Genomic DNA, 24,755 nt, shown 5'->3' with positions numbered 1-24,755 from the left:
TATAATAATTTTGGATTTTGGATTATAGATTTAGGATTGAGAACTTAAAGAGTAACTCAAAACCAGAAATTAAAATCTCTGCAAATATCTTATTTTTAAAAGAAATCTGTTTATAAAAAAGGAAATTAAATTTTAGAAGATTTTTTTGAAACAGATAGATTCATAGGATTTTGTTTGAACAAACAAAGAGGCGTTTTACTTGCAGAGGAAACATATATTTTTTTTAAACCATTTAAGAATTTGAAGAACATTTAAGAGAAGGCTCTATATTTTACACACTCTAAGTTTTCCAAAGATGTTTTATCATTTAATCTAAAATTGTGGAACTATATATATATTAGAACAAGAAACTCCTTTAATCAATGTTCTTTAAAAATCTCTAATGAAAGTTATATCTAAAAGTGTAATTTAGTAGCAAATAAATCGAGATGCTTCATTTGCTAAGAGAAAATATAAGGATTGCGGTAGGTTCTATACGAACACAAATCCTGAGAACAACTTTAACGGTGATTATTATCGCGATTGGAATTACAGCTTTGGTAGGCATCTTAACTGTAGTTTCGGCTTTGGAAAACACTATTGCTACTGACTTTTCCTCCATGGGCGCCAACACCTTTTCGGTAAAACAATATGAAAATGACCTAAGGAGACGCCGTGGTGAGTCTCGAAAAATCATTAATCCAGTAATCTCCTATCCCGAAGCAGTAGCATTTAAGAAGAATTTTGATTTCCCATTAACAGAAACTTCGTTATCGTTTAGAGCCACAAGTTCGGCAGAAGTAAAATTTGAAACCGAAAAAACCGATCCCGAAATTACCATTATGGGTGTGGATGAATATTTCTTAGTTAACTCGGGTTTAGAAACGAGTTTAGGGAGAAATTTCACCAATTTTGACATTAGTAACAACACTTACTCCTGTATTGTAGGTTCGGATTTTGAGAAAGGATTACTGAAAGATGTCAACCCCATTGGAAAAACAATCTCAATTAGGGGCGCACGATTTAAAGTCATTGGGGTCTTAAAAGAAAAAGGAGCTACTTTTGGCAACAACCAAGATTTACGGGTTTTGATTCCGATTCAATTGGCACGTTCCCTATTTACAGCTCCCAATATCAATTATACGGTCAGTATATTGACCCAAAACAGTCTACTATTAGATCAAGCCATTGACCACGCCATCAGCACCATGCGAAACATTAGAAAATTAAGCCCTATCAAGGACAATAATTTTGGTGTCGTTCGCTCTGATGATTTAATCAACAAAATTCTAGGAATAACCAAGTACCTAGGCATGGCTTCATGGGGAATTGGCGTAATTACTATCCTTGGTTCTTCAATTGCCTTGATGAATATTATGATTGTATCGGTAACAGAACGTACTCGGGAAATTGGCGTTCGAAAAGCTTTGGGAGCCAAAAAATCGACCGTTGCAATTCAGTTTTTTATCGAAACTTTATTGATTGGTCAATTAGGAGGAATTATTGGAATTATTTTTGGGATTTCGATTGGTTTCGGAATCGCGTCGGCTATAAAATTTGATTTTGTGATTCCGTGGTTGGCTATTTTTGCGGCTTTTATGACGAGTTTTATTGTGGCTATTATTTCAGGCTTGTACCCTGCAATCAAAGCTGCTACACTGGATCCTATTGAGGCATTGCGTTATGAATAGTCTATCTTTTTTTTTGAAACAGATAGAAATTTCAATTAGCATTCATTTTTTAAACTTCCCCGTAAATCATTCGATCATTCCCGTAAATATCTTTTCGCAATTCGATGTTTTTAAAATCTAATTCTCGAAGTAATGCAATCATTTCTGAACCGAGATATTGATTGATTTCGAAAAACAATTGTCCCTTTGGCCTGAGATTTTTCTTGGCTAGCTGCGCTATTTTAGAATAAAAAACCAAAGCATCATCATCCGCCACAAACAATGCCAAATGAGGCTCATACTCCAAAACATTCTTTTTAATTTCTTCTTTTTCTAAATTACGAACATACGGCGGATTAGAAACAATAATATCAAATTTTTGTTCTAAATCATCGGTTTCCAAAATGTTTTTTTCTAAAAAAGTAACCGATACCTGATTGATTTCGGCATTCTTTTTGGCGATTTCCAAAGCTTTTGGAGACACATCAATAGCGAAAACAGTAGCATTTGGAATATTTTTGGCCAAAGAAATAGCAATACAGCCCGAACCTGTTCCAATATCCAAAATATTGACATTCTTATTTTCTTGATTTAACTTCTCGGTTTTAAGTCCTGATTGATGATCTTGTACAATCCATTCTACCAGCTCTTCGGTTTCTGGCCTTGGAATCAATACATTATTATTTACTTCAAATTCAAGTCCGTAAAAATGAGTAGTCCCTAGTAAATATTGAATAGGAATCTCCAGTTGAAGTTGACTTGTAATTTCGTCCCAAAATTCCATCTCTTGTTCAGAAAAAAGTAACTCAGGTTGCAAAGCTAAATCCAGCCGTTTTAATTGACGCTGATTTTCTAGAATTAAATAAAAAAAACTTTCCGCCTCCTCTACTCCATAAAGTGAACTTAGTTTTTGAATAAATTGGTCACGGTATTGTCTTATGCTCATAGTGCTTAATTCGAGGAATGTTTTTTTTTTTAAGAATTAACAAAAGTAACAATAGTTGTTCGCAAATTATATTTTTATCTTTAAAACCAAAACCAAAATAGTATTTTTGCCGCATGAACTCCAATAAAAAATACATTCAACGCTGTATCGACCTTGCTAAAAATGGCCTAGGAACGACCTATCCCAATCCGATGGTAGGTAGCGTTATTGTTCATAATAATACCATCATTGGAGAAGGTTGGCATAAAAAAGCGGGGGAAGCTCATGCTGAAGTAAATGCAGTAAATTCAGTTAAAGATAAATCTTTATTAACGGAGGCCACCATTTATGTTAGTCTGGAGCCTTGTAGTCATTATGGAAAAACACCGCCTTGTTGTGATTTAATTATCAAGCATAAAATCCCCAATGTAGTAATAGGTACCGTAGACCCAAATAACAAAGTGGCAGGATCCGGAATCAAAAGATTAATGGAGGCTGGTATAAACGTAACTGTTGGGGTTTTAGAAACAGAATGCAACGAACTCAACAAACGTTTTTTTACTTTTCACCGAAAGAAAAGACCCTATATCATTCTAAAGTGGGCAGAAACCCTAAACGGTTTTATCGCACCATTAGAACGAAACGAACAAAAGCCAGTTTGGATTACTTCTAAATATTCGCGACAATTAGTTCACAAATGGCGCAGTGAAGAACAGGCTATTCTAGTGGGAACACAGACCGTTATTGATGATAATCCTAAACTGGACACAAGAGATTGGAAAGGAAACAATCCTATTCGAGTCATTATTGATCGAAACAACCGAATCCCAAAACACAGTAATATTTTCAACAATCAGGTTAAAACTATTGTAATTTGTGATTTAAGCGCTATAAAAAACACAGAAAATTGTATCTTTGAGAGTATTGACTTTAAAAAAGAAATTACAAGTCAGATTATTGAAGTCCTGTACAAACACGATATTCAATCTGTAATTATTGAAGGGGGATTGCAAACCTTGCAAGCTTTTATCAACAACAATCTTTGGGACGAAGCATTCGTTTTCAAAGGAAATATTATTTTCAAGGAAGGAATCAAAGCTCCTGTTTTTGCTCAAAACTATTTTTCAAAAGAACAACTAAGAGAAGACGAATTTAAAAGATATAAAAACCATGATTGAGGCTATAATATTTGATTTTGGTGATGTTTTCATCAACCTAGACAAACCCGCAACTTTTGAAGGATTAAAAAAATTAGGTCTTTCAGAATGGAATGATGATTTAGACCATTTGAATCATCAATTTGAAATGGGTAAAATATCTAAAGAGGACTTTTTGACTGGAATCCAAAAACACTGTCCGAATGCTTCTACAACTGAAATTCAAAAAATCTGGAATGCCATTTTACTAGATTTTCCTTTGTATCGACTGGAATTTTTACAAATGCTTTCGCAAAAGTATCGATTGTTTTTGTTGAGCAATACAGACTCAATTCACATTGATCGATTCCAAAAAAAATCAGGTGAAACATTTTATACTGATTTTTATCGCTGTTTTGAACACGTTTATTTTTCATACGAAATTGGAATGCGCAAACCAAATGCTGATATATATGAATATGTTTTAAACAGCCATAGCCTTGAAGCTTCCAAAACTTTATTTGTTGATGATAAAAAAGAAAACACAGACGCTGCTAAATCAATTGGGCTACACGTATGGAACCTTCAAGTAGGAGAAGAAGATGTCGTAGAATTATTTGATAAAAATATACTATAATCTGTTTTTTGGATACAAACGACACGTACAAAACAATAATAACCCCTGCAAAAGAAACCCTGTTTAAAGAAAAAGGCAGTAAGTTTTATGGATACGCCTACCCGATAGTTTCAGAAAATGAAGTCAAACCTATCATTGAAAACTTACGTAAAGTTCACCCTAACGCCCGTCATATTTGCTATGCCTACCAAATAGGAACCGAAACCATTCACTATAGAACTAATGATGATGGCGAACCTAACAATACTGCAGGAATCCCTATTTACGGACAAATTCAATCCTTCGAACTAACCAATATAATCGTTCTAGTGGTTCGGTTTTTTGGCGGCATTAAATTAGGAGTGGGTGGATTGATATCCGCTTACAAAACTGCCGCACAAATTACCCTTGACTCCTGTGAAATTATCGAAAAAACAATCGACACTCACTACATCCTTTCTTTTGACTACCAAAATATGAATAAAGCCATGCGTGTCATCAAAGAAAAAAAACTCGATATCATTCATCAAGAAATGGAAATAAATCCTGAAACAGGATTACCAATTGGAAAAATAGAGATTAAAATACGAAAAAAAAATGCCGAAATAATATTCGACATTTTCAATTCTCTCTATGAAATTAACATTCAAATTAAGGAATAATTCATTTCAATATCTTGAAATCCTCATATCATCAATAGACGATCTTTCACATAATCGGGAGGAGTTCTAGGACGACCTGTTTTCATGTCTACAAAAACCAAAATTGAGTTTGCAATTGTTAACAACTCCATTGCTTCATTATAGATCTCATAATCAAATTCTATCTTGACAGAAGATTGACTTTTCAAAATTGTTTTAACAGTCAATAAATCATCATATCGAGCTGGTTTTTTATAGTTCATACTCAAAGAAACTACAGGAAGCATCACACCGTTCTCTTCCATCCATTTATAGGAAACCCCCATGTTTCTTAGCCATTCCACACGTCCCATCTCAAAATACTGTGCATAATTACCATGATACACGACTCCCATTTGGTCCGTTTCCGAATACCTTACTCGCACCTTAAACTCATATTCTTTCATTAATTAACATATTAGTTTTAACATTATTTTTTTTATTTTAAAAGCCCTACTTACAACATTATTTTTACAAATTCAACCCCCAATAATTTTTTTTTACAGAAAATTGTTCACATATTTGTTAACCTAAAAGAAAGCCAAAAATAACATTGCTTTTCCTATAAAATACCTAGTATAAAATATAATAATTTACAAGAATTCATGAACAAAACTGCACAATCAGTATGGGAAAACTGCCTGTCTTTTATCAAAGACAACATTCAAGACCAAGCCTACAAAACTTGGTTTGAACCAATCAAGTCAGTTGAGCTTACCGATAACGCACTTTACATTCAAGTTCCTAGTAAATTCTTTTACGAATGGCTAGAAGAACACTATGTAAAATTATTAAAAGTGGCTCTAACCAAAGAACTTGGAAAAAACGCAAAGTTACTTTATAAAATTAAGATGGAAAACACTTATGGCAACAAACAACCGTTTACAGAACAGTTGCCAAGTGCCAATAGAGTTCCAATGAAGCCTCAAGATGTTGATGCTCCTTTAAAAAACTTAAACCCTGAATTAAAAAATCCATTTGTCATTCCTGGAATTCGTAATTTAAAAATTGAATCACAACTGAATTCCAATTATAGTTTTGACAACTTCCTTGAAGGAGACTCTAACCGTCTGGCTCGTTCAGCAGGCATGGCTGTTGCCAATAAACCTGGAGGAACCTCCTTTAATCCTCTATTGATTTTTGGAGGAGTAGGATTAGGAAAAACACACTTAGCTCACGCAATTGGAGTTGAAATCAAAGAAAAATATCCTGAAAAAACGGTTTTATACATTTCAGCTGAGATTTTTACCCAACAATATATTGACTCTGTCAAAAAGAACAATAGAAATGATTTCATTCACTTCTATCAATTAATCGATGTATTAATTATTGATGACGTTCAATTTTTATCAGGAAAATCAGGAACACAAGATGTGTTTTTTCACATCTTTAACTATTTACACCAAAACGGCAAGCAGGTGATTTTAACATCTGACAAAGCACCTGTTGACATGCAAGATATCGAACAACGTTTGCTATCTCGTTTTAAATGGGGATTGTCTGCAGAAATACACCAACCGGATTACGAAACACGTATTTCAATTCTAAAAAACATTTTGTATCGTGATGGTGTTGAAATGCCTGAAGACATTATTGAATATGTAGCTAGAAACATTAAATCCAATGTAAGAGAATTAGAAGGAGCTATTATCTCTTTGATTGCACAATCTTCCTTTAACAAAAAAGAAGTAACAATCGAACTAGCTAAAAGTGTCGTTGAAAAATTCGTGAAAAATGTAAAAAGAGAAATTTCTATTGATTACATACAAAAAATTGTTTCCGATTATTTTCAATTGGATTTAGAAACCTTGCAATCTAAAACTAGAAAAAGACACGTTGTTCAAGCAAGACAGTTGGCGATGTTTTTTGCTAAAAAATTCACCAAAGCTTCATTAGCTAATATCGGTTCACAGATTGGTGACCGTGACCACGCTACTGTACTACATGCTTGTAAAACTGTCGATAATCTAGTAACAACCGACAAACAATTCAAAAAGTTTGTTGATGATATACACAAAAAACTAACGCTATAAAACAAATGGCTGTGAAAATTTTAATGGTATGCCTTGGGAACATATGTCGTTCTCCTTTGGCAGAAGGCATTTTAGCTTCAAAACTACCTAAAAACAAATTCATAGTAGACTCAGCTGGCACAGGTTCATGGCACATTGGGCATTCACCTGACAAACGCTCTATAGCCGTTGCTCAAAAAAACAAACTCGACATTTCTAAACAAAAAGGAAGACAATTTAAAACTTCTGATTTTGACAATTTCGACTATATATATGTAATGGATAGTTCAAATTACAATGACGTAATAGAATTAGCAAAAACACCAGAACATATTGCCAAAGTCAATATGATTTTAAACGAAATATTCCCCAACGAAAATGTAGATGTTCCGGACCCATACTACGGAGCAAATAATGGATTTGATTTAGTATACAAAATGCTAGACGAAGCTTGTGAAACTATCTCACAAAAGCTACTAAACAAACACGCATAAACTTCCTCAACTCCACATCAAGAGCCAATCTTTTTCAACTCCAACAGTTAGTTGTTTTTTACTGATTTTAACAACTATAAGACCACAAAACAACCCAAAGTCTATTTTGTCTAGTTTATATCTAGTTATTCTGCCCCCAGAGAGACCATAAAAACTGCGACAGTTTTATTTACTTTTTTTTCATATATGTAATTTTGTTTGAGATATTAAAACAATAACCCAAACCATTGATTCTTAAAAAATAGTCACCATTATTAGACTTAAATCAAGATTCAAGAATTACAATTTAAAAAAAATTAACAACCATGAAAAAAACCGCATTTTTATTATTAACCTCCTTGTGCATCAGTTTAATTTCCTGCAGCAAAGACTCAGTTGACACACCTATTCCCCCCCTACTGTAACTACACCAGTACCAGAAATAACCGATTGGAAATTAATACCAGTACCTGCAGATGCTGGAACAGGAAAAAAATGGGAATTTCAATCTGACGTTTCAGATGACTTTGAATATACTTTTAACCCAGTTACTACCAAAACAACTTTTGGAAATGGAAAATGGATTAACTTTTACCATAATGGATGGGATGGACCAGGACTAACAAAATGGAAACATGAAAATGTTTCAGTTTCTGGAGGATTACTAGAACTAAAAACAACAAGAGTTGATGGAGAAACGAAATCATACGATTATGGAGGAAACACACTAACTGGGAAAGCGACACGTTTAGGAGCAGTCTCTTCTAGCAAACAAATTGTATATCCAGTATATATTGAGAGTAGAATTAAAATAGCAAATACCGTTTGTACCTCTGGTGCATGGATGCTAAGCCCTGACGATACACAAGAAATTGATTTCATGGAAGCATGGGGAGGTAAAGCGGCTAGAAACAATGTTGTAGGCGGTAGACAATTTTCTAAAACAATCCACTTGAGTCACCACGTTTTTATTCGAAATCCATTTGAAGATTATCAACCAGCTGACATCACTACATGGTACACAGACAGTAAAGTGGGTGATTGGACTGATGCTTATCATCGTTATGGAGTGTACTGGAAAAGTCCAACAGAGTTAGAATATTATATCGACGGAAAACTTGTTCGTTCCACAAATAATTTAGATACAGTTGGAAGTAAAGACGGTATTGACCCTAAAAGCTTCACTTCACCAACAAAGGACAAAGCCACTCGTACTGGACTTAACAAAGCAATGGATATCCTAATTACCATGGAAGACCAAAACTGGAGAGCTGGAATTGGATGCACACCAACTGATGAAGAAATCAAAGACATTGACGGAAACACCATGAAAATAGACTGGATTAGGATTTTTAAACCAGTAAACAAATAAGAACCCAATACATTACAAAAAAACCTATTTGAAATATTACTCAGATAGGTTTTTTCATTTCATAAAGAAACCTAGACAAACTGTTTATGTTATAGCTATATTGATAATCACAATTAAATCCCGTTATTTGTATTTCGTTTACAAATAAACCACTACAAAATGACCACGAATACAATAGGAAAACTCTATTTAATCCCTACAACGATGGGTGATTGTGACCCAATGGATGTTTTACCTCAAACCATACAAAGAGCAATCGATTTGATCGACTATTACATTGTTGAAAACGAAAAAACAGCACGTAAATCCATCAAACAAGTTTTGCCTGAAAAAAAGCAAGCCGATTTAGTATTATTTACCTTAAATAAACACACTGAAACCAAAGAACATCGCGATTTCATAAAACCTTTGTTAGAAGGAAAAAATATGGGCTTAATGAGTGAAGCGGGATGTCCTGGAGTGGCAGACCCAGGCGCTGTAATTGTAAAAATGGCTCACGATAAAGGCATTCAAGTCATTCCACTAGTAGGTCCTTCTTCAATTTTACTAGCCATGATGGCCTCAGGAATGAACGGACAAAGCTTTACTTTTCATGGTTATCTACCCATTGAAAAAGACGAAAAAAAAGCGAGTTTTAAAGCCTTAGAACGCACATCATTCGAAAAAAATCAGTCTCAAATTTTCATCGAAACACCATACCGAAACAATAAATTACTAGAAGATTTAATTCAGACTCTACATCCTGAAACACATTTATGCATCGCAACTGATATCACCTTACCTACCGAATACATCAAAACAAAAAAGATTTCGGCTTGGAAAAAAGAAACAATTGATTTGCACAAACGCCCCACTATTTTTATCATTCATAAAATGTAATTTTGGTTTCTCAATGAGTAAGCTTCCAAATATCAGTACCAGTATTTTTTCGACCATGTCGCAATTAGCAGCAGCTAACAATGCGATTAATTTATCACAAGGATTTCCTAATTTCCCAGTAGACCAAAGACTAATCGAAATTACCGTCAAGCTCACAAAAGAGAATGTGCATCAATACGCACCTATGGCTGGCTACCCACCACTATTGGATAAAATTGCACTTTTAACACAAGAACATTATCAAAGAAAAGTTGACCCAGTCACTGAAATCTTAATCACTACTGGCGCTACTCAGGGAATCTTTACCGCTATTCAAGCATTAGTAAAAACAGGAGACGAAGTCATTGTACTGGACCCCAGCTACGATTCCTATGAACCCTCGATATTACTGGCATCAGGAAAATCAGTTCGGATTCCGCTATATGATGATTATACCGTGAATTGGGAGGCAGTAGCTCAAGCTTGTACTCCAAAAACCAGAATGATTATCATCAACAATCCTCATAATCCAACGGGAAAAATCCTAAACAAAAAAGATATTGAGACTTTAGAAAATATTTTAGATCAAAACCCAGACTTACTTTTATTATCTGACGAAGTGTACGAATACATCACATTTGAAGAAAAACACATTTCAGCTAATAGCCGAGAAAAATTGCGCTCCCGTTCTATAATAGCCTCTTCGTTTGGAAAATCTTTTCATATTACAGGCTGGAAAATAGGTTACCTCATTGCTCCCGAAAATCTGATGCACGAAATCAAGAAAGTACACCAATTTTTGGTTTTCAGCGTCAACAGCCTAGCACAAGCAGCCATTTGTCAATTCTTGGATTTTGTAGATTTCAAGGAAATCAGTTCTTTTTATCAAAAAAAGAGAGATTATTTTAGAGAACTACTCGCACCGAGTCGTTTTAACTTGCTTCCTAGCTGAAGGCACTTACTTTCAAGTGGTGTCTTATGCAGCTATATCGGATGAAAATGATGTAGATTTTTGCAAACGACTGATTAAAGAATATGGCGTGGCCGCTATACCGAATTCCACTTTTTATGCCAATGGCAAAGACCTCAAACTGATTCGCTTTTGTTTTGCTAAAACCGATGAAACATTAGAAGCCGCCGCTCAACAACTAGTTAGACTTTAATTTAACACAAAATTGGTTTTGCTATGCGTGCATAGTAACTTTAAATTTCCTATATTTACTAAAAAGCTATTTATATGAACTTTAAAAATAAAATGTTGCGTGATGATGCTCTTCAAGGCAAAGTAATTGTTGTGACTGGTGGCGGAAGCGGTTTAGGCAAAGCCATGACCCAATATTTCCTAGAATTGGGAGCTAAAGTAGCAATCACTTCAAGAGATTTAGATAAATTAAAAAATACCGCACAAGAACTTGAATCTTTAACTGGCGGCACCTGTTTGCCTCTTCAATGTGATGTGAGACATTACGATCAAGTAGAGCAAATGCTACAAGAGGTTCTCAAAAGCTTTGGTAAAGTTGATGTTTTACTTAACAATGCCGCTGGAAATTTCATTTCGCCCACTGAACGATTGTCTGCCAATGCCTTTGATACCGTAATAGACATCGTGCTCAAAGGAACCAAAAACTGTACTCTAGCCTTTGGAAAACATTGGATTGACAGCAAGCAAGAAACGGCTACCGTATTGAATATTGTAACAACCTACGCCTGGACAGGCTCCGCTTATGTAGTGCCAAGTGCCACCGCCAAAGCTGGCGTGCTCGCCATGACCCGAAGCTTAGCCGTAGAATGGGCAAAATACGGCATTCGCACCAATGCGATAGCTCCAGGACCTTTTCCTACCAAAGGCGCTTGGGATCGTTTACTTCCTGGGGATTTGGCGGAAAAATTTGATATGGCCAAAAAAGTCCCTTTGCAACGTGTAGGCGACCACCAAGAATTAGCCAATCTAGCGGCTTACCTCGTTTCCGACTTTTCGGCTTACATTAATGGTGAAGTCGTGGTTATTGATGGAGGCGAATGGCTCAAAGGAGCAGGACAATTCAACCTACTCGAAGCCATTCCCGAAGAACTCTGGGACCAACTCGAAGCCATGATTAAAGCGAAAAAGAATAAATAATTAAAAATTTCAAATATTTTAGATATTGTTTTTTTTCAACAATTAAGAAATTAAGAGAATTAAAGTTTTGATCCTTTCAACGAGTCTTAATTTCTTAATGGTAAATTACAAATACTCTATATTTCACCTCAAGACTATAGTTAGTAATAAAAACCTATAGTTTGAACGATTTCTATAACCATTGACAAATAGCTTTACCTCTTCCTTTTCTTCTGCAAAAAGTAACTGATTATGTTTTTAAGAATACTCACTTTTTATTATTTAAAAAACATACAACGATAAAAGCCGTGTATAAATAACACTGTCATACCCAATTGCTAATTGAAATTGACTTTTGTCTTTTGATCTTTGATTTTTAAAATTGGTTTTGCCTTTAATATGCTCCCCAAAAAAAAATCCACCTCTTTCGAGATGGATTTCTATAAAATCAGGTGGAACCACTGTAAATCTTAATCTGAAACTTGAACTAAAAACTAAAAACTAAAAATTTAACTTCAGCAGCCCCAACCTGTAAATCAACAATTTAATTTATAACAAAAGTTTAAATTAAATAACTTCCTTTTACAACGATGGCAAAAATAGTGATTTCAAACGTTTTCGTAAAATGTTTTCGTGATTTTTTTTGATAAAAAAACCAGCTGTTAAAAACAGCTGGTTTAGTCTGATATTTAACAAGTTATTAGATGATGATTCGAATCAACTCCCCATTTTTATTGATCATCTCCAAACGAACACTTTGATTTTCATCTTTTTTATTCAATAATTTAGAAACCGTCTCCACATTTATTGCTTTAACATTATCAATACTTAAAATGATATTTCCTTGTAGTTCATCTCTATATTGAGCCAAATTTTCATTGTTAATTGCCTTAATCTTTACCCCATAATCTAGTTTGAATTTCTTTTTGTCTGAAGCATCAATATTCTCTAGTTCGATTCCTTTGAATTCGGTACTATAAAATTCTGTTTTGGTCAAAGTAACTGTAGTGGTTTTGATTTTACTATCTCTTAAGTAAGTTACTTCTACCTTATCATTAGGACGCTTCGTATTAATATAACCTGATAAATCAGCAAAAGTTGAGATATTTTTAGCATCTAATTTAATGATGATATCCCCTTTTTGCAATCCTGATTTTTCAGCTCCTGAATTTTTTGTCACTCTATTAATATAAAAACCTTCAGTTTGTGAAACACCTAATTCTTTAGAAGCTTGAGCATTTAATTCCCCACCTTCAACACCTAGAATACCTCTTTGCACATTTCCGTACTCCATAATATCTTCGATAATTTTTCGAGCAATATTAGAAGGAACCGCAAAAGAATAACCTACATAAGATCCCGTCATGGAAGAAATCATGGTATTGATTCCCACTAAATTTCCACGGGTATCTACTAGTGCACCACCACTATTTCCAGGATTCACCGCAGCATCGGTTTGAATAAACGACTGAATGCCGTTATCTCCTAAATTTCTAGCTTTGGCAGAAACAATTCCGGCCGTAACCGTTGACGTTAGATTGTATGGATTACCAACAGCCAATACCCACTCCCCAACTTTTACATTATCTGAATCGCCAAAAGGCGTATACGATAATTTCTCATCTGCATCAATTTTTAAAAGTGCGATGTCCATTTTAGAATCAGTTCCTATCAATTTGGCCTTATAGGATTTTTTGTTGTTCAGGGTAATCTCAATTTCAGAAGCATCTTTCACTACATGGTTATTAGTTACTATGTATCCATCCTCTGAAATAATTACACCCGAACCGGTACCTATTTGCTCTTGAGACTGACCTCCTTTGTACCCATAGAAAAACTCCAGCATCGGATTTGATACTACTCTACGTGTCACGTTTTTAACGTGTACTACAGAGTGAACCGTTTTATCAGCTGCTTCAGTAAAATCCAAGACAGTAGCAGACAAACCTACATTACTATTGTAGTTGCTTGTAGCCATGGTTGTCACTGGTTTTTTATCTAAAGAAAAAGGAGCATTATTATCAAAAAATAATTTATAAGCCCCCAAAGTAGTAGCGCCACTCATTAGTGAAACTAGAAAAAGCTGTGATAATTTATTCATATTACAAAGTCATTTTTATGGTTTACAAAGTAAAATTAATAATAAAAATAGTTCCTCAAAAACAGTTTAACGCCCTTTAACAAGGATTAACTTTTTCTTAGTATTTTCACTAAATACCCTGCACTATTTACTATCATTTAACTATTTTGATGATATATCAATATTTGCCTGCAAGTCTTTGAGGTGAAATATAATTTGGTATAGTATTATTTGTACTTTTGTATTCCAAAAAAAATTGAATAAGAAAATGCTACTGAATTTTTATAAATACCAAGGAACAGGAAATGATTTTGTAATGATTGACAATCGTGATGAAACCTTCCCAAAAGAAGACACCAAACTCATCGCGCATTTGTGTGACAGACGATTTGGAATAGGTGGTGATGGTTTGATTTTACTTGAAAATGACCCTGAAACTGATTTCAAAATGGTGTATTACAACTCCGACGGAAATCAAAGCACTATGTGTGGCAACGGTGGTAGATGCTTAGTAGCTTTTGCAAAACAAATGAAGGTCATTGACAATACTGCTACCTTCAACGCTATCGATGGTTTGCATCATGCCAGTATCAGTCCAAATGGTATTGTATCCTTACAAATGATTGATGTAGATAAAATCGACAATACGACTAACTATTCATTTTTAAACACAGGTTCTCCTCACCATGTGCAGCTAGTTGACGATTTAGAAAATTACAACGTCAAAGAAAATGGAGCTGCACTTCGTTACGGTAAATTATATGGTAATGCAGGCAGCAATATTAATTTTGTCAAAAAAATAGACGAAACCACATTTGCGCTACGCACCTATGAAAGAGGTGTGGAAGACGAAACCTTGGCTTGTGGTACAGGAGCAACAGCCGTGGCTATTGCAATGAATGCAACTGGACAAACTGATGCCACGGCTTTAAATATTAATGTAGAAGGTGGTAAACTCGCTGTTTCTTTTGACAAAAAAGACAATCAATATACCAATGTGTTTTTAATAGGCCCAGCTGAATTTGTTTTTGCAGGTACCATTACAATTTAATAATTGCCATTTTTTTTAATACTTCCCAAATGATAACCCTCAAAGGAAAAGATATTTACCTACGCGCATTAGAACCCAATGATTTGGAATTTGTGTATGCCATGGAAAATGACGAAACGATTTGGGAAGTCAGCAATACACAAACTCCATACAGCCGATTCTTGATTCGGCAATATCTTGAAAATGCCCAACAGGATATTTATGAAGCTAAGCAATTGCGATTAGCCATTTGCAAAGACGATGATTTTCCAGCTGTGGGATTGATTGATTTATTTGATTTTGACCCTAAAAACAATAAAGCAGGTATCGGAATCGTTATCCAAGGTGGTGCAAATCGAAAACAAAACATTGGATCTGAAGCATTAGAACTCTTAATCAACTATTCTTTTTATCATTTAAACTTACATCAATTATATGCAAATATTGATGAAGAAAATACCGCCAGTAAAGCTCTTTTTACTAAATTTGGCTTTGAATGTATTGGCATCAAAAAAGACTGGAATTTGGTCAACGGCATTTACAAAGATGAAGGATTGTATCAACTCATCAACCAAAAAACGGACGCCAGCGAACTGACGTAACAATTTTAAATCTACGACTTTGAACTTCAAGAAAATCATTTCAATCTCAGCTATTGTTATCATCTCAGGTTTAATTATTTATGGTTTTATATTAGTAAACCAAATCTTTTCCGAAAACACAAAGTTTGAAGAAAACGAAGTATTTGTTCATATTCCAACAGATGCCAACTATCAAACAGCAAAAATAATTATCGCTCCTTATATCAAAAACATGGATCGTTTTGAGATGGTTGCTAGCAAAAGAGACTATCTTGAAAATGTGAAAGCAGGACGCTTTTTGATTACCAAAGGAATGAATAGTTACGAATTAGTAAAAACATTACGTCAAAACGTTCCTGTAAAACTAGCCTTCAATAATCAAGAGCGTTTGGAAAATTTTGCTGGAAGAGTGAGTTCACAAATAGAAGCAGACAGTATTTCATTGTTAAATGCAATTAAGGATTCAGTATTCATGAAGGAAAACGGATTTAATGAGGAGACCGTTTTTGCCATGTTTATCCCTAATACTTATGAATTTTATTGGAATACTTCGGCGGTGAAATTTAGAGATAAAATGATTAAGGAATACCGTAAGTTTTGGACGAATGAGCGAATAAAAAAAGCTGAACAACAAAACCTAACTCCTGTGGAAGCTACCATATTGGCATCGATTGTTCACAAAGAATCTGTTAAAAAAGATGAAAGACCACGTATTGCAGGTGTATACTTAAACCGTTTAAGACTTGGAATGCCCTTACAAGCAGACCCTACTGTAATTTATGCCATCAAAAAGAACTCGAATGATTTTGAGCAAGTGATCAAAAGAGTGTTTTATAACGACCTTAGAATGAGTTCCCCTTACAACACATACGTAAACATCGGTTTACCTCCAGGACCTATTGCCATGCCGGATATCACCGCAATGGAAGCCGTACTAAATCCCGAAAAACACGATTTTATTTATTTCTGTGCTAGTGTGGAGCGTTTTGGTTACCATGAATTTGCAGCTACGCTTTCAGAACACAATCAAAATGCTAAGAAATATTCTAATTGGATTAACAGTCAGGGAGTAAAAAGATAGTTTTGATTAGTAAAAATAAATCGTTTTGCTTTGTCATTTTAGGAATCCTAACCCTTTCTTCCTACTCACAAAACAGTCTCAATCGATTTTTAAAACCCGCTGACAGTTTAAATAACTCCCGTAAGAACACAGTTCTACTTTCTGAAGCCCTAGTGTCTACTGGAGCCTTAGTTGGCTTGAACCAATTGTGGTATGCTGATTATCCTCGTTCTCGATTTCATTTCATCAATGACAATCAAGAATGGTTACAAATGGACAAATTAGGACATATATTTTCTTCTTACCAAATGGGAAGATTTGGCACAGAGCTACTTCAATGGAGTGGCGCCTCCCAAAAAGATCAACTTATATATGGAGCTGGTCTTGGCTTTGCCTTTTTAACAACTGTTGAAGTAATGGATGGTTTTTCCTCAGAATGGGGAGCTTCACTTGGTGACGTGATTGCCAATGCAAGTGGAACTGCCTTATTTGTATCACAAGAATTACTCTGGAAAGAACAACGCATTATTCCTAAATTCTCTTTCCATCAAACTCGATATGCAGCAGAACGACCTCAAGTTTTAGGAAGATCTTTTAACGAACAACTCCTAAAGGATTACAATGGTCAAACCTATTGGTTATCAATCAATTTACATTCCTTTGCAAAAAACACAAAAATACCCAAATGGCTGAACCTTGCTTTTGGATATGGAGCTAATGGAATGCTGTATGGAAATAACGAAAAAACCTATGTTTTAAACAACGAAATCATCAAAAATAAAAGACAATTCTACCTCAGCCTAGACGTTGACCTAACAAAAATAGAGACAAAATCTTATATTTTAAAAACTTTTTTTAGTGTTTTTAACACGCTAAAAATTCCCGCACCCACAGTAGAATTAACAGCTAACGAGTCAGTTAGGCTTCATCTTTTCTACTTTTAACTAAGTTTAACAGCTTGATTTTCAGTTTTATAAAAATTGTTGTATATTTGCACCGTAGAAATTTCAGATGGTGACAGGTTTCTGAAGAAAAACAATTTATGAGAAAGAAATGGTATTTTTATACAACTTTAGCGATTATTATAGCTTTTTTAAGCTCAGGTTTCAAACCACTTAAAATTGATTCTAATCATTGGTTTCTAATAAAAAATCCAGACGGATCTCAGTACTTATATCCGTCACAAGAACAAGAAGATTACACCAATTTGAATATCCCTTTTACCGGAAATTTATTTATTGGTTTCAAAGAAGCAATCGGCTTCAAAGAATCACAAGGAAAATATAGAAAGATTAATTCCTTAGGATATTTAGGCAAATACCAATTTGGTGTTGAAACCTTAAAAACAATCGGAATTAAAAACAGCCCACAATTTTTAAGCAGTCCTAAAATGCAAGAAAAAGCATTCGTGGCACTATTAGCTAAGAACAAATGGCTTTTGCGTGATATTATCGAAAAATACGAAGGTAAAGTTGTGAGCGGCATTCGTATAACCGAATCAGGTATCTTAGCAGCAGCTCATCTAGGTGGTGCCGGTTCCGTTAAGAAGTTCTTCAAAAGCAATGGCTCTAGATACCTTAGAGACGCTTATGGAACGTCTATCAGAAGTTATATGAAAGCCTTTGGTGGATATGACACTTCATTTATTGTTCCTGACAACAATGCAGTAGTGAGTTTGAATTAAACCACTATCTTATAATACAAAAATGCGATGTGCACCCTTGAAACGGAAAACATCGCATTTTCTATATGGGATAACAACAAAAATTACTCCTCCACCAATAAAGCTTCCAAAATCACTATGGCTGTCTCACCAATAGCAGTTCCTGGCCCAAAAACGGCAAATACACCTGCCTGAGTCAGGTAATCATAATCGTGAGGTGGCACAACTCCTCCAACCACAATCCTAATTTTGTTTTTTTCATTTTCTTTTAGAATATTGATGACTTGTGGAACCAAGGTTTTGTGACCAGCCGTCATTGAAGACATTCCCAAAACATGGACTTGATGATCCATTGCTTGCTTAGCTACCTCAGCTGGTGTTTGAAAAAGAGGACTGATATAGACCTCAAATCCCAAATCGGCGTAAGCGCTTGCCACTACTTTTGCACCGCGATCGTGTCCATCTTGTCCCATTTTTGCAATCATGATTCTAGGACTTACTCCTTTTTTCTCCACAAATTGCCGCATCAATTGACGGGCTTTATCATAGGAGGAATTGTCTTGAATATTGGCAGCATATACTCCCGTAATTGATTTTACTTTGGCTACATAACGACCGTATACTTTTTCAAGAGCCAAACTAATTTCACCTAATGTCGCTCTATTTCTGGCCGCTTCAATGGTTAATTCCAGTAAATTCCCTTCTCCAGTATTGGCACAATGAGTAATTTTCTGGAGCGATTCAGTAACCAATTGGGTATTTCTAGTAGACTTTAGTGCATTCAGTTGCTCTAACTGTTGACTTAGTACCTTATGATTGTCTATATCTAAAATTGGTAATAATTCCTCTTTGGCTAAACGATATTTATTTACCCCAATAATTGTTTCTTCTTTATTATCAATTTTAGCTTGTTTTCTTGCAGCTGCAGCTTCAATTCTTTGCTTTGGAACTCCCGTTTCTATCGCCTTAGTCATACCTCCTAAAACTTCTACTTCCTCAATTAATTGCCAAGCTTTTTGCGCAAGTTCATTAGTCAAGCTTTCGACATAATAACTTCCGCCCCAAGGATCCACCGTTTTGGTGATTTTGGTTTCATCTCTTAAATACAACTGCGTGTTTCGAGCAATCCGTGCCGAAAAGTTAGTTGGTAATGCAATCGCTTCGTCAAGTGCATTGGTATGCAAAGATTGAGTTCCTCCAAAAACAGCCGCCGCTGCTTCAATACAGGTACGAGTCACATTATTATAAGGATCTTGCTCAGTCAAACTCCACCCACTAGTCTGACAATGGGTACGCAAAACCATTGATTTAAGATTTTGAGGGTTGAATTGTTTCACCAATTTAGCCCACAGCATACGAGCTGCACGCAACTTGGCGATTTCCATAAAATGATTCCTGCCAATAGCCCAGAAAAAGGATAAATTGGGTGCAAAATCATCTATTTTCATCCCAGTAGCTAATCCAGTTCTAATGTATTCCAAACCATCAGCTAAGGTGTAAGCCAATTCAATATCAGCCGTTGCACCTGCTTCCTGCATGTGGTAGCCCGAAATCGAAATCGAATGAAACTTCGGCATTTTGTTATGCGTATATTCAAATATATCTGACACAATTTTCATCGAAGCTTTGGGTGGATAGATGTAGGTATTTCGAACCATAAACTCTTTCAAAATATCATTTTGAATCGTACCTAGTAGCTGTTCAGGTTGAATTCCCTGTTCCTCAGCTGCCACAATATAAAAAGCCATAATAGGCAATACAGCACCATTCATCGTCATTGAAACCGAAATCTCATCCAAAGGAATTCCATCGAACAATCGTTTCATATCTTCGACCGTATCAATAGCAACACCAGCTTTCCCTACATCGCCCGTTACACGCACATGATCCGAATCATAACCTCGATGTGTTGGTAAGTCAAAAGCTATTGACAATCCTTTTTGTCCTGCAGCTAAGTTTCTTTTGTAAAAAGCATTACTCTCTTCGGCTGTTGAAAAACCAGCGTATTGTCGAATCGTCCAAGGTTTCGAAACATACATAGTGGAATAAGGCCCACGCAAATAAGGCGGAAAACCTGCTCCGAAATCTAAATGTTTCAATTCCTCAACATCCAACTCGGAATATGTTGAAGCCAAAGAAATCCCTTCCGAAGTCATAAAGGAATCTTCGGCATGAGATGATTCTAACTTTGGAATCGAATTGTCAAGGGTTATATGTTGAATATGTTTTCTTTTCACAAGAAATAATTGTGGTACTGTTTATATATAGTTATTCTGCAGCCAAACGATCTTGATCCAATTGATCAGCTAATCGTTTTTCAATGATGGGCGTGATTAATGTTTTTCTCGGCTTTATTTTCACAAAAGGAAACAACTCAAGTTCCGTTTTCATTACATCTTCCCTACTAGCGTGTTTATTGGTTCCTATTAACGGGGATACTTTCGAATCAAACAATTGTTGCTCTTTGTCGGCACTAATTTGGATTTTGTTTCTAATAACACCTTCGTTCAGTAATTTTAAGAAACCACCTTTGGTTTCCATTTCTTTAAAAAGTACAAGAGCTTTATCTGCCAATTGTTGTGTTATACTTTCGATATAATAACTGCCATCGGCTGGATTGTTGACTTTATCAAAATGACTTTCTTCTTTTAAAATCAGTAATTGGTTGCGAGCAATTCTATCTCCAAATTCATTGTCTTTATGGTAAATGGAATCAAAAGCTAAATTTGCAATACTGTCTGATCCACCCAAAATGGCCGACATACATTCGGTCGTGGTACGTAACATATTAACATTGTAACCGTAAATGGTTTTGTTGCGTTTGGATGGCGTTACCAATAAATGACAATCTTGTTTGTGGTTGTATTCTTTAGCCAAGGCTTGAAACAAAATTCGAAAAGCGCGCAGTTTGGCAATTTCAAAAAAATAATTAGATCCCACCGAAATCTCAAATAAAATTTTAGAATCAATCGACGGAATTCTATTGAAGTATTCGTTGACTTGTCCCAAACCATAGGCTAATTGTTGTACAATATTGGCTCCTGCATTTTGGTACAAACTCATATTGACACTCAAATAGGAGTTTTGAGATAGTGTATTTGAAATTGAAATCAAACTATCAAAATTAGTTTTACCAGGAGTTGAAAACCAATTTCCGTCTTTTGCTAATTGCCCAATCGGATCTAAATTATAATAAAGAGTAGCTCTTTTATTCTGAACAATACTTTCTATTTTCTGAATGACTTTTAGAGATAAAAAGCTAAAGTTGAAATAAATTATTAAACCATCCAATGGCAAACTATTTAATAACTTATTAAAATCAATGGCTTCATTTTCTATAGTAAAACGTAAACTTTCTGCTCCTCGTTTTAGGCTATCCAAAGCTCTTTCAATGGATTTATCTACATCGTAAACAAAGATATTTTGACAAATCGAAAATTGAGAAGCATTGGTCTTTACAGGATATTTAACCCCCATTTCATCACGATGATAGAAAGGTTTTACTTTAATATCTTCAGGTGAATTCCAAATCATGGCTTCGTTATAATCTGCTCCATCGAGTTCAAATTGAATTTTCTGTTTCCATAATTTGGAAGAAACAGAATCAAATTCATTAAATAATGGAGTTAGACTTGCCATGGTATTATAATTTCAATTAAACAAAAACGGCTTTTGAATTCTAGTACTTAAATAAAAAAAGTGTTACTACTTTTTTACTATACTATCACCTTCAAATTCGACAATATAAATATCTTCGCTGTCTTTTTTCATAAAATACTTTTCACGAGCGTACTTTTCTACTTGGTCTGGATTTTGCAACATTTTAATCTGCTTTTCATCCTTATCGATTTCCTCTTGATAATAAGTTTTATTTTCTTCTAATTCATCTATTTGATTGTCTAAAACACGATGATCAAAATATGAGTAATTATCCAAAAAAAACATCCAAGCAATAAAAAATAAGAGCACCCACATGTACTTATTACTCATAAACTTGAACCAAGATTTGTCTTTGTATGGATTAGCCATTATTAGAAAAATAAAAAAATTAACAATTTGAATGCACTACTAAATGGAATTTAACAACCTGAGAAACGTTCTTTGTGGATATAAAATTACAATAAATTATAGTAATTTTTGATTTATTAAGGCACGAACTACCTCAATTGCTACATTGTTTGGTCGATCATTCGGGATAATAATATCTGCAAATGCTTTGGTAGGCTCAATAAATTGTTGATGCATGGGTTTTAACGTTTTTTGATAACGATTTAAAACCTCGTTCATATCACGTCCTCTCTCAGCAATATCCCGTTTTAACCTTCTGATTAAACGCTCGTCAGAATCAGCATGAACAAATATTTTAACATCAAATAAATCTCGTAGTTCTGGGTTCGTAAAAATCAAAATCCCCTCAACAATCAGTACTTTTCTGGGATGCGTAATAATATAATCGTCCGTCCTATTATGTGTTACAAAGGAATAAATGGGCTGATGAACTGTATTTCCTGCTTTTAAGTCCTTTAAATGTTGTACTAAAAGCTCAAAATCAATCGCTCTAGGATGGTCAAAATTTATTATTGAGCGCTCTTCATAACTTAAATGATGTGTGGCATTGTAATAGGAATCCTGAGAGAGCACACCTACTTCGGTGTCTGGTAATTCATTTACAATTTGATGCACGACAGTAGTCTTGCCACTGCCCGTTCCTCCAGCAATCCCTATAATTAACATAGATTAGATTTTGATAATAAGAAGAACAAAAATAGGAATTTATATGTGGGTGATTGGGGTTTTCTGATAAAATCTATCAACAAACCTAGTATACTATAAATTACAAAACTCTATTGACCTGAACCACTCTTTTAGAATAGTAGCTTTCTTTAATCGAGGAAATAATTACACCTGAATTAGAAGCATGAATAAACTTAACATCACCATCGGCCACTTCTACTACCATCCCTACGTGATTGATTTGGCTTCTCCCCCTTGTTTTAAAGAAAATCAAGTCTCCTTTTTGAGCTTTATCAACTTCTACGACCGTTCCGTATTGCGATTGTTCTAAGGAAGTCCTTGGTAACTGCACATCAAAGGCACCAAAAGTGGAACACATTAAGCCTGAGCAATCAAAACCGTCTTTTGTAGTACCACCAATTCGGTATCGAGTCCCAATATTTTCAGAAGCAGTAGAAATTAATTGATCGACAAATCTTTCGTCATGAATGGATTTTGAATCCAAACTTTCTTCAACTACTTGTTCTTGCTTAACTTCAGCTACTGGGTTTGATATTTTTGAATTCTTAATCGTCAAAACAGTACCTACTCTAAGTTGATTTATTATTGATGGATTGTGTTTTTCTAATTCTTTTACAGTGATTCCATACTCTTTTGCAATTCCGTATTTTGTTTCTTTAACCAATACTTTATGTGTAATTTCGGTTTGTTCTACCTTAATTGAATCCTTAGATTTAACCAAAATCTCTTTATCTGAAGTCACCGTATCTTTTTTCAATTTCACATTATCAGTATTTGAAACGGCTTGTTCCTTTTCAGTAGTTAATTCTTGAACTGGAATAGAAATTTTTTGACCTATTTTCAATCCTTCGGATTCCAAAATTGGATTGGCTTTATCCAAATCTGCAATTGTAATTCTGTGTTGTTTGGCAATAGCATATTTAGTTTCTTTGGGCAAAACTTCATGAACAATAGTATTTGCAATAATTCCTGAAACAACTTCATCCTTTACAATTGAAGCAAAAACTCCACTAATGACTTCATCCTCTTTTTTAATCAAAAGCTTTTCTTCCTTATTCAAAACCGTTTCTGAAGTTTCATTTATTTCTGGAATGTATTTTTGAACAGGGATAATAATTTTCTGTCCTACTTTTAATTCCTCTGTCTGTAAAATTGGATTGGCTTTTTCCAAAAGAGCAACTGTGATTCCGTGTTCTTTAGCAATATTATACTTGGTCTGTTTGGCTAAAACTTCGTAAACAATCCCCTCGGTCATTACTTTTTGCGGGACAGCTTCAGCCGTTAAACTTTCTGACTCTGCTTTGGAAACAGATTTTAGCATTTTAGTACTCCCAATGACACTTATTTTTTGACCTACTTTAAGGCCTGACTCTTCTAATGCTGGATTTGACTTGTACAAATCCTCAATGGTTACTCCATATTCTTTTGAAATACCATACAATGTTTCTTTAGCTGAAACTTCATGAAGAATCTCATTAGAAACTGCAGTAGCTGTTACTGGAATCAACAACTTGGTATTGAATTTTATACCTTTCTTAGCTTCGGGATTGAGTTCATAAATATCCTTTGCTTTTAGATTATATAAGGCAGCAATCTTGGAAATAGTTTCCCCTTTAGCAACGACATGTTCCGTAGTTTTTTGCTGAGCAAAAACTGTAAAACCAGAAAACAAAATCGCAACTATCAAATAACTATAACCCTTCATATATTTTATTTTTTTTCATAAAACAAGACAAAACTTATTCTACCAACAATCTTTTTTTTACC

At 34.7% G+C, this 24,755-nt stretch carries 24 protein-coding genes; 16 read left to right on the top strand and 8 right to left on the bottom strand.

The features are described from left to right. The first annotated feature begins 428 nt into the window (after positions 1-428). The gene (locus tag ACNH59_RS09365) at positions 429-1,670 is read left to right on the top strand and encodes an ABC transporter permease (RefSeq protein ID WP_418262280.1); all 1,242 of its coding nucleotides are present in this window, start codon (positions 429-431) and stop codon (positions 1,668-1,670) included. A 49-nt stretch (positions 1,671-1,719) separates the two neighbouring features. Here ACNH59_RS09365 and prmC read toward each other — a convergent pair whose 3' ends face one another. Next, complete coding sequence (prmC, locus tag ACNH59_RS09360; protein ID WP_418262279.1) at positions 1,720-2,595, bottom strand: peptide chain release factor N(5)-glutamine methyltransferase; 876 nt, start codon at positions 2,593-2,595, stop codon at positions 1,720-1,722. Positions 2,596-2,708: 113 nt separating this feature from the next. Between prmC and ribD the strand changes: the two genes are divergently transcribed. Genes ribD through ACNH59_RS09345 form a run of 3 tightly spaced genes read left to right on the top strand, consistent with a single transcriptional unit; the run spans position 2,709 to position 4,988 of the window. Next, the gene (gene ribD / locus ACNH59_RS09355) at positions 2,709-3,752 is read left to right on the top strand and encodes a bifunctional diaminohydroxyphosphoribosylaminopyrimidine deaminase/5-amino-6-(5-phosphoribosylamino)uracil reductase RibD (protein WP_418262278.1); all 1,044 of its coding nucleotides are present in this window, start codon (positions 2,709-2,711) and stop codon (positions 3,750-3,752) included. Further along, positions 3,745-4,347: an HAD family hydrolase gene (locus ACNH59_RS09350; protein ID WP_418262277.1), complete on the top strand. Its 603-nt coding sequence runs from the start codon at positions 3,745-3,747 to the stop codon at positions 4,345-4,347. The genes ribD and ACNH59_RS09350 overlap by 8 nt, the downstream gene beginning before the upstream one ends. An 8-nt stretch (positions 4,348-4,355) precedes the next feature. Beyond that, positions 4,356-4,988: an IMPACT family protein gene (locus ACNH59_RS09345; protein WP_418262276.1), complete on the top strand. Its 633-nt coding sequence runs from the start codon at positions 4,356-4,358 to the stop codon at positions 4,986-4,988. Positions 4,989-5,011: 23 nt separating this feature from the next. Here the strand turns inward: ACNH59_RS09345 and ACNH59_RS09340 are convergent, their stop codons facing one another. Beyond that, positions 5,012-5,413, bottom strand: coding sequence for an acyl-CoA thioesterase (locus ACNH59_RS09340; RefSeq protein ID WP_418262275.1), 402 nt, complete (start codon positions 5,411-5,413; stop codon positions 5,012-5,014). 198 nt (positions 5,414-5,611) lie between these two features. Here ACNH59_RS09340 and dnaA point away from each other — a divergent pair, with 198 nt between their 5' ends. The 7 genes from dnaA to ACNH59_RS09305 all read left to right on the top strand — a co-directional run bounded on the left by dnaA (position 5,612) and on the right by ACNH59_RS09305 (position 11,840). Then, positions 5,612-7,039 (top strand): chromosomal replication initiator protein DnaA, encoded by a 1,428-nt coding sequence (dnaA, locus tag ACNH59_RS09335; RefSeq protein WP_418262274.1) that lies wholly within the window; start codon positions 5,612-5,614, stop codon positions 7,037-7,039. 5 nt (positions 7,040-7,044) lie between these two features. Continuing rightward, positions 7,045-7,512, top strand: coding sequence for a low molecular weight protein-tyrosine-phosphatase (locus ACNH59_RS09330; RefSeq protein WP_418262273.1), 468 nt, complete (start codon positions 7,045-7,047; stop codon positions 7,510-7,512). 421 nt (positions 7,513-7,933) lie between these two features. Then, positions 7,934-8,863, top strand: a complete 930-nt coding sequence (locus tag ACNH59_RS09325; protein ID WP_418264886.1) for a family 16 glycosylhydrolase — start codon at positions 7,934-7,936, stop codon at positions 8,861-8,863. 159 nt (positions 8,864-9,022) lie between these two features. After that, positions 9,023-9,742, top strand: coding sequence for an SAM-dependent methyltransferase (locus ACNH59_RS09320; protein WP_418262272.1), 720 nt, complete (start codon positions 9,023-9,025; stop codon positions 9,740-9,742). Between the two features lie 13 nt (positions 9,743-9,755). Continuing rightward, a complete protein-coding gene (locus tag ACNH59_RS09315) occupies positions 9,756-10,673 on the top strand; it encodes an aminotransferase class I/II-fold pyridoxal phosphate-dependent enzyme (RefSeq protein ID WP_418262271.1) in 918 nt (305 codons plus the stop codon). A 16-nt stretch (positions 10,674-10,689) separates the two neighbouring features. Next, the gene (locus ACNH59_RS09310; protein ID WP_418262270.1) at positions 10,690-10,884 is read left to right on the top strand and encodes an aminotransferase class I/II-fold pyridoxal phosphate-dependent enzyme; all 195 of its coding nucleotides are present in this window, start codon (positions 10,690-10,692) and stop codon (positions 10,882-10,884) included. 74 nt (positions 10,885-10,958) lie between these two features. Beyond that, positions 10,959-11,840: an SDR family oxidoreductase gene (locus ACNH59_RS09305; RefSeq protein WP_418262269.1), complete on the top strand. Its 882-nt coding sequence runs from the start codon at positions 10,959-10,961 to the stop codon at positions 11,838-11,840. 679 nt (positions 11,841-12,519) lie between these two features. Here the strand turns inward: ACNH59_RS09305 and ACNH59_RS09300 are convergent. Beyond that, entirely contained in the window at positions 12,520-13,920 is a 1,401-nt protein-coding gene (locus ACNH59_RS09300) for a Do family serine endopeptidase (protein ID WP_418262268.1), read from the bottom strand. A 247-nt stretch (positions 13,921-14,167) separates the two neighbouring features. Here ACNH59_RS09300 and dapF point away from each other — a divergent pair, with 247 nt between their 5' ends. The 5 genes from dapF to ACNH59_RS09275 all read left to right on the top strand — a co-directional run bounded on the left by dapF (position 14,168) and on the right by ACNH59_RS09275 (position 18,254). Next, entirely contained in the window at positions 14,168-14,950 is a 783-nt protein-coding gene (gene dapF / locus ACNH59_RS09295) for a diaminopimelate epimerase (protein ID WP_418262267.1), read from the top strand. Positions 14,951-14,979: 29 nt separating this feature from the next. Then, positions 14,980-15,531 (top strand): GNAT family N-acetyltransferase, encoded by a 552-nt coding sequence (locus ACNH59_RS09290; protein ID WP_418262266.1) that lies wholly within the window; start codon positions 14,980-14,982, stop codon positions 15,529-15,531. Between the two features lie 19 nt (positions 15,532-15,550). Further along, positions 15,551-16,591 (top strand): endolytic transglycosylase MltG, encoded by a 1,041-nt coding sequence (gene mltG, locus ACNH59_RS09285; RefSeq protein WP_418262265.1) that lies wholly within the window; start codon positions 15,551-15,553, stop codon positions 16,589-16,591. A 2-nt stretch (positions 16,592-16,593) separates the two neighbouring features. Further along, entirely contained in the window at positions 16,594-17,514 is a 921-nt protein-coding gene (locus ACNH59_RS09280; protein WP_418262264.1) for a DUF2279 domain-containing protein, read from the top strand. A gap of 98 nt (positions 17,515-17,612) precedes the next feature. Next, positions 17,613-18,254, top strand: a complete 642-nt coding sequence (locus ACNH59_RS09275) for a peptidoglycan-binding protein LysM (RefSeq protein WP_418262263.1) — start codon at positions 17,613-17,615, stop codon at positions 18,252-18,254. Between the two features lie 83 nt (positions 18,255-18,337). Here the strand turns inward: ACNH59_RS09275 and scpA are convergent, their stop codons facing one another. The 5 genes from scpA to ACNH59_RS09250 all read right to left on the bottom strand — a co-directional run bounded on the left by scpA (position 18,338) and on the right by ACNH59_RS09250 (position 24,693). Then, positions 18,338-20,470, bottom strand: a complete 2,133-nt coding sequence (scpA, locus tag ACNH59_RS09270) for a methylmalonyl-CoA mutase (protein WP_418262262.1) — start codon at positions 20,468-20,470, stop codon at positions 18,338-18,340. A 31-nt stretch (positions 20,471-20,501) separates the two neighbouring features. After that, complete coding sequence (locus ACNH59_RS09265; protein ID WP_418262261.1) at positions 20,502-21,872, bottom strand: methylmalonyl-CoA mutase subunit beta; 1,371 nt, start codon at positions 21,870-21,872, stop codon at positions 20,502-20,504. A gap of 66 nt (positions 21,873-21,938) precedes the next feature. Beyond that, positions 21,939-22,262 carry an FtsB family cell division protein gene (locus ACNH59_RS09260; RefSeq protein WP_418262260.1) on the bottom strand — a complete coding sequence of 108 codons (324 nt, stop codon included), beginning with the start codon at positions 22,260-22,262 and terminating at the stop codon, positions 21,939-21,941. A 96-nt stretch (positions 22,263-22,358) separates the two neighbouring features. Continuing rightward, on the bottom strand, positions 22,359-22,967 hold the full coding sequence (gene udk / locus ACNH59_RS09255) for a uridine kinase (protein ID WP_418262259.1): 609 nt from the start codon (positions 22,965-22,967) through the stop codon (positions 22,359-22,361). A 100-nt stretch (positions 22,968-23,067) separates the two neighbouring features. Next, positions 23,068-24,693, bottom strand: coding sequence for a LysM peptidoglycan-binding domain-containing protein (locus ACNH59_RS09250; RefSeq protein ID WP_418262258.1), 1,626 nt, complete (start codon positions 24,691-24,693; stop codon positions 23,068-23,070). Between the last annotated feature and the right edge of the window lie 62 nt (positions 24,694-24,755).

It is taken from the genome of Flavobacterium faecale, assembly GCF_048320115.1.
GTDB lineage: Bacteria > Bacteroidota > Bacteroidia > Flavobacteriales > Flavobacteriaceae > Flavobacterium > Flavobacterium faecale_A.
Note: the sequence above shows the minus strand (reverse complement) of the source record. Positions and strands in the feature narration are given on the sequence as shown.

Bases quoted from the DNA above. Each gene is read 5' to 3' on its own strand.
- ACNH59_RS09265 (WP_418262261.1), bottom strand. From the start codon at position 21,872: ATGGCAAGTCTAACTCCATTATTTAATGAATTTGATTCTGTTTCTTCC.
- ACNH59_RS09305 (WP_418262269.1), top strand. From the start codon at position 10,959: ATGAACTTTAAAAATAAAATGTTGCGTGATGATGCTCTTCAAGGCAAA.
- dnaA (WP_418262274.1), top strand. From the start codon at position 5,612: ATGAACAAAACTGCACAATCAGTATGGGAAAACTGCCTGTCTTTTATC.
- prmC (WP_418262279.1), bottom strand. From the start codon at position 2,595: ATGAGCATAAGACAATACCGTGACCAATTTATTCAAAAACTAAGTTCA.
- ACNH59_RS09250 (WP_418262258.1), bottom strand. From the start codon at position 24,693: ATGAAGGGTTATAGTTATTTGATAGTTGCGATTTTGTTTTCTGGTTTT.
- ACNH59_RS09340 (WP_418262275.1), bottom strand. From the start codon at position 5,413: ATGAAAGAATATGAGTTTAAGGTGCGAGTAAGGTATTCGGAAACGGAC.
- ribD (WP_418262278.1), top strand. From the start codon at position 2,709: ATGAACTCCAATAAAAAATACATTCAACGCTGTATCGACCTTGCTAAA.
- udk (WP_418262259.1), bottom strand. From the start codon at position 22,967: ATGTTAATTATAGGGATTGCTGGAGGAACGGGCAGTGGCAAGACTACT.
- ACNH59_RS09350 (WP_418262277.1), top strand. From the start codon at position 3,745: ATGATTGAGGCTATAATATTTGATTTTGGTGATGTTTTCATCAACCTA.
- ACNH59_RS09290 (WP_418262266.1), top strand. From the start codon at position 14,980: ATGATAACCCTCAAAGGAAAAGATATTTACCTACGCGCATTAGAACCC.
- ACNH59_RS09300 (WP_418262268.1), bottom strand. From the start codon at position 13,920: ATGAATAAATTATCACAGCTTTTTCTAGTTTCACTAATGAGTGGCGCT.
- ACNH59_RS09315 (WP_418262271.1), top strand. From the start codon at position 9,756: ATGAGTAAGCTTCCAAATATCAGTACCAGTATTTTTTCGACCATGTCG.
- ACNH59_RS09330 (WP_418262273.1), top strand. From the start codon at position 7,045: ATGGCTGTGAAAATTTTAATGGTATGCCTTGGGAACATATGTCGTTCT.
- ACNH59_RS09260 (WP_418262260.1), bottom strand. From the start codon at position 22,262: ATGGCTAATCCATACAAAGACAAATCTTGGTTCAAGTTTATGAGTAAT.
- ACNH59_RS09275 (WP_418262263.1), top strand. From the start codon at position 17,613: ATGAGAAAGAAATGGTATTTTTATACAACTTTAGCGATTATTATAGCT.
- ACNH59_RS09320 (WP_418262272.1), top strand. From the start codon at position 9,023: ATGACCACGAATACAATAGGAAAACTCTATTTAATCCCTACAACGATG.
- ACNH59_RS09365 (WP_418262280.1), top strand. From the start codon at position 429: ATGCTTCATTTGCTAAGAGAAAATATAAGGATTGCGGTAGGTTCTATA.
- dapF (WP_418262267.1), top strand. From the start codon at position 14,168: ATGCTACTGAATTTTTATAAATACCAAGGAACAGGAAATGATTTTGTA.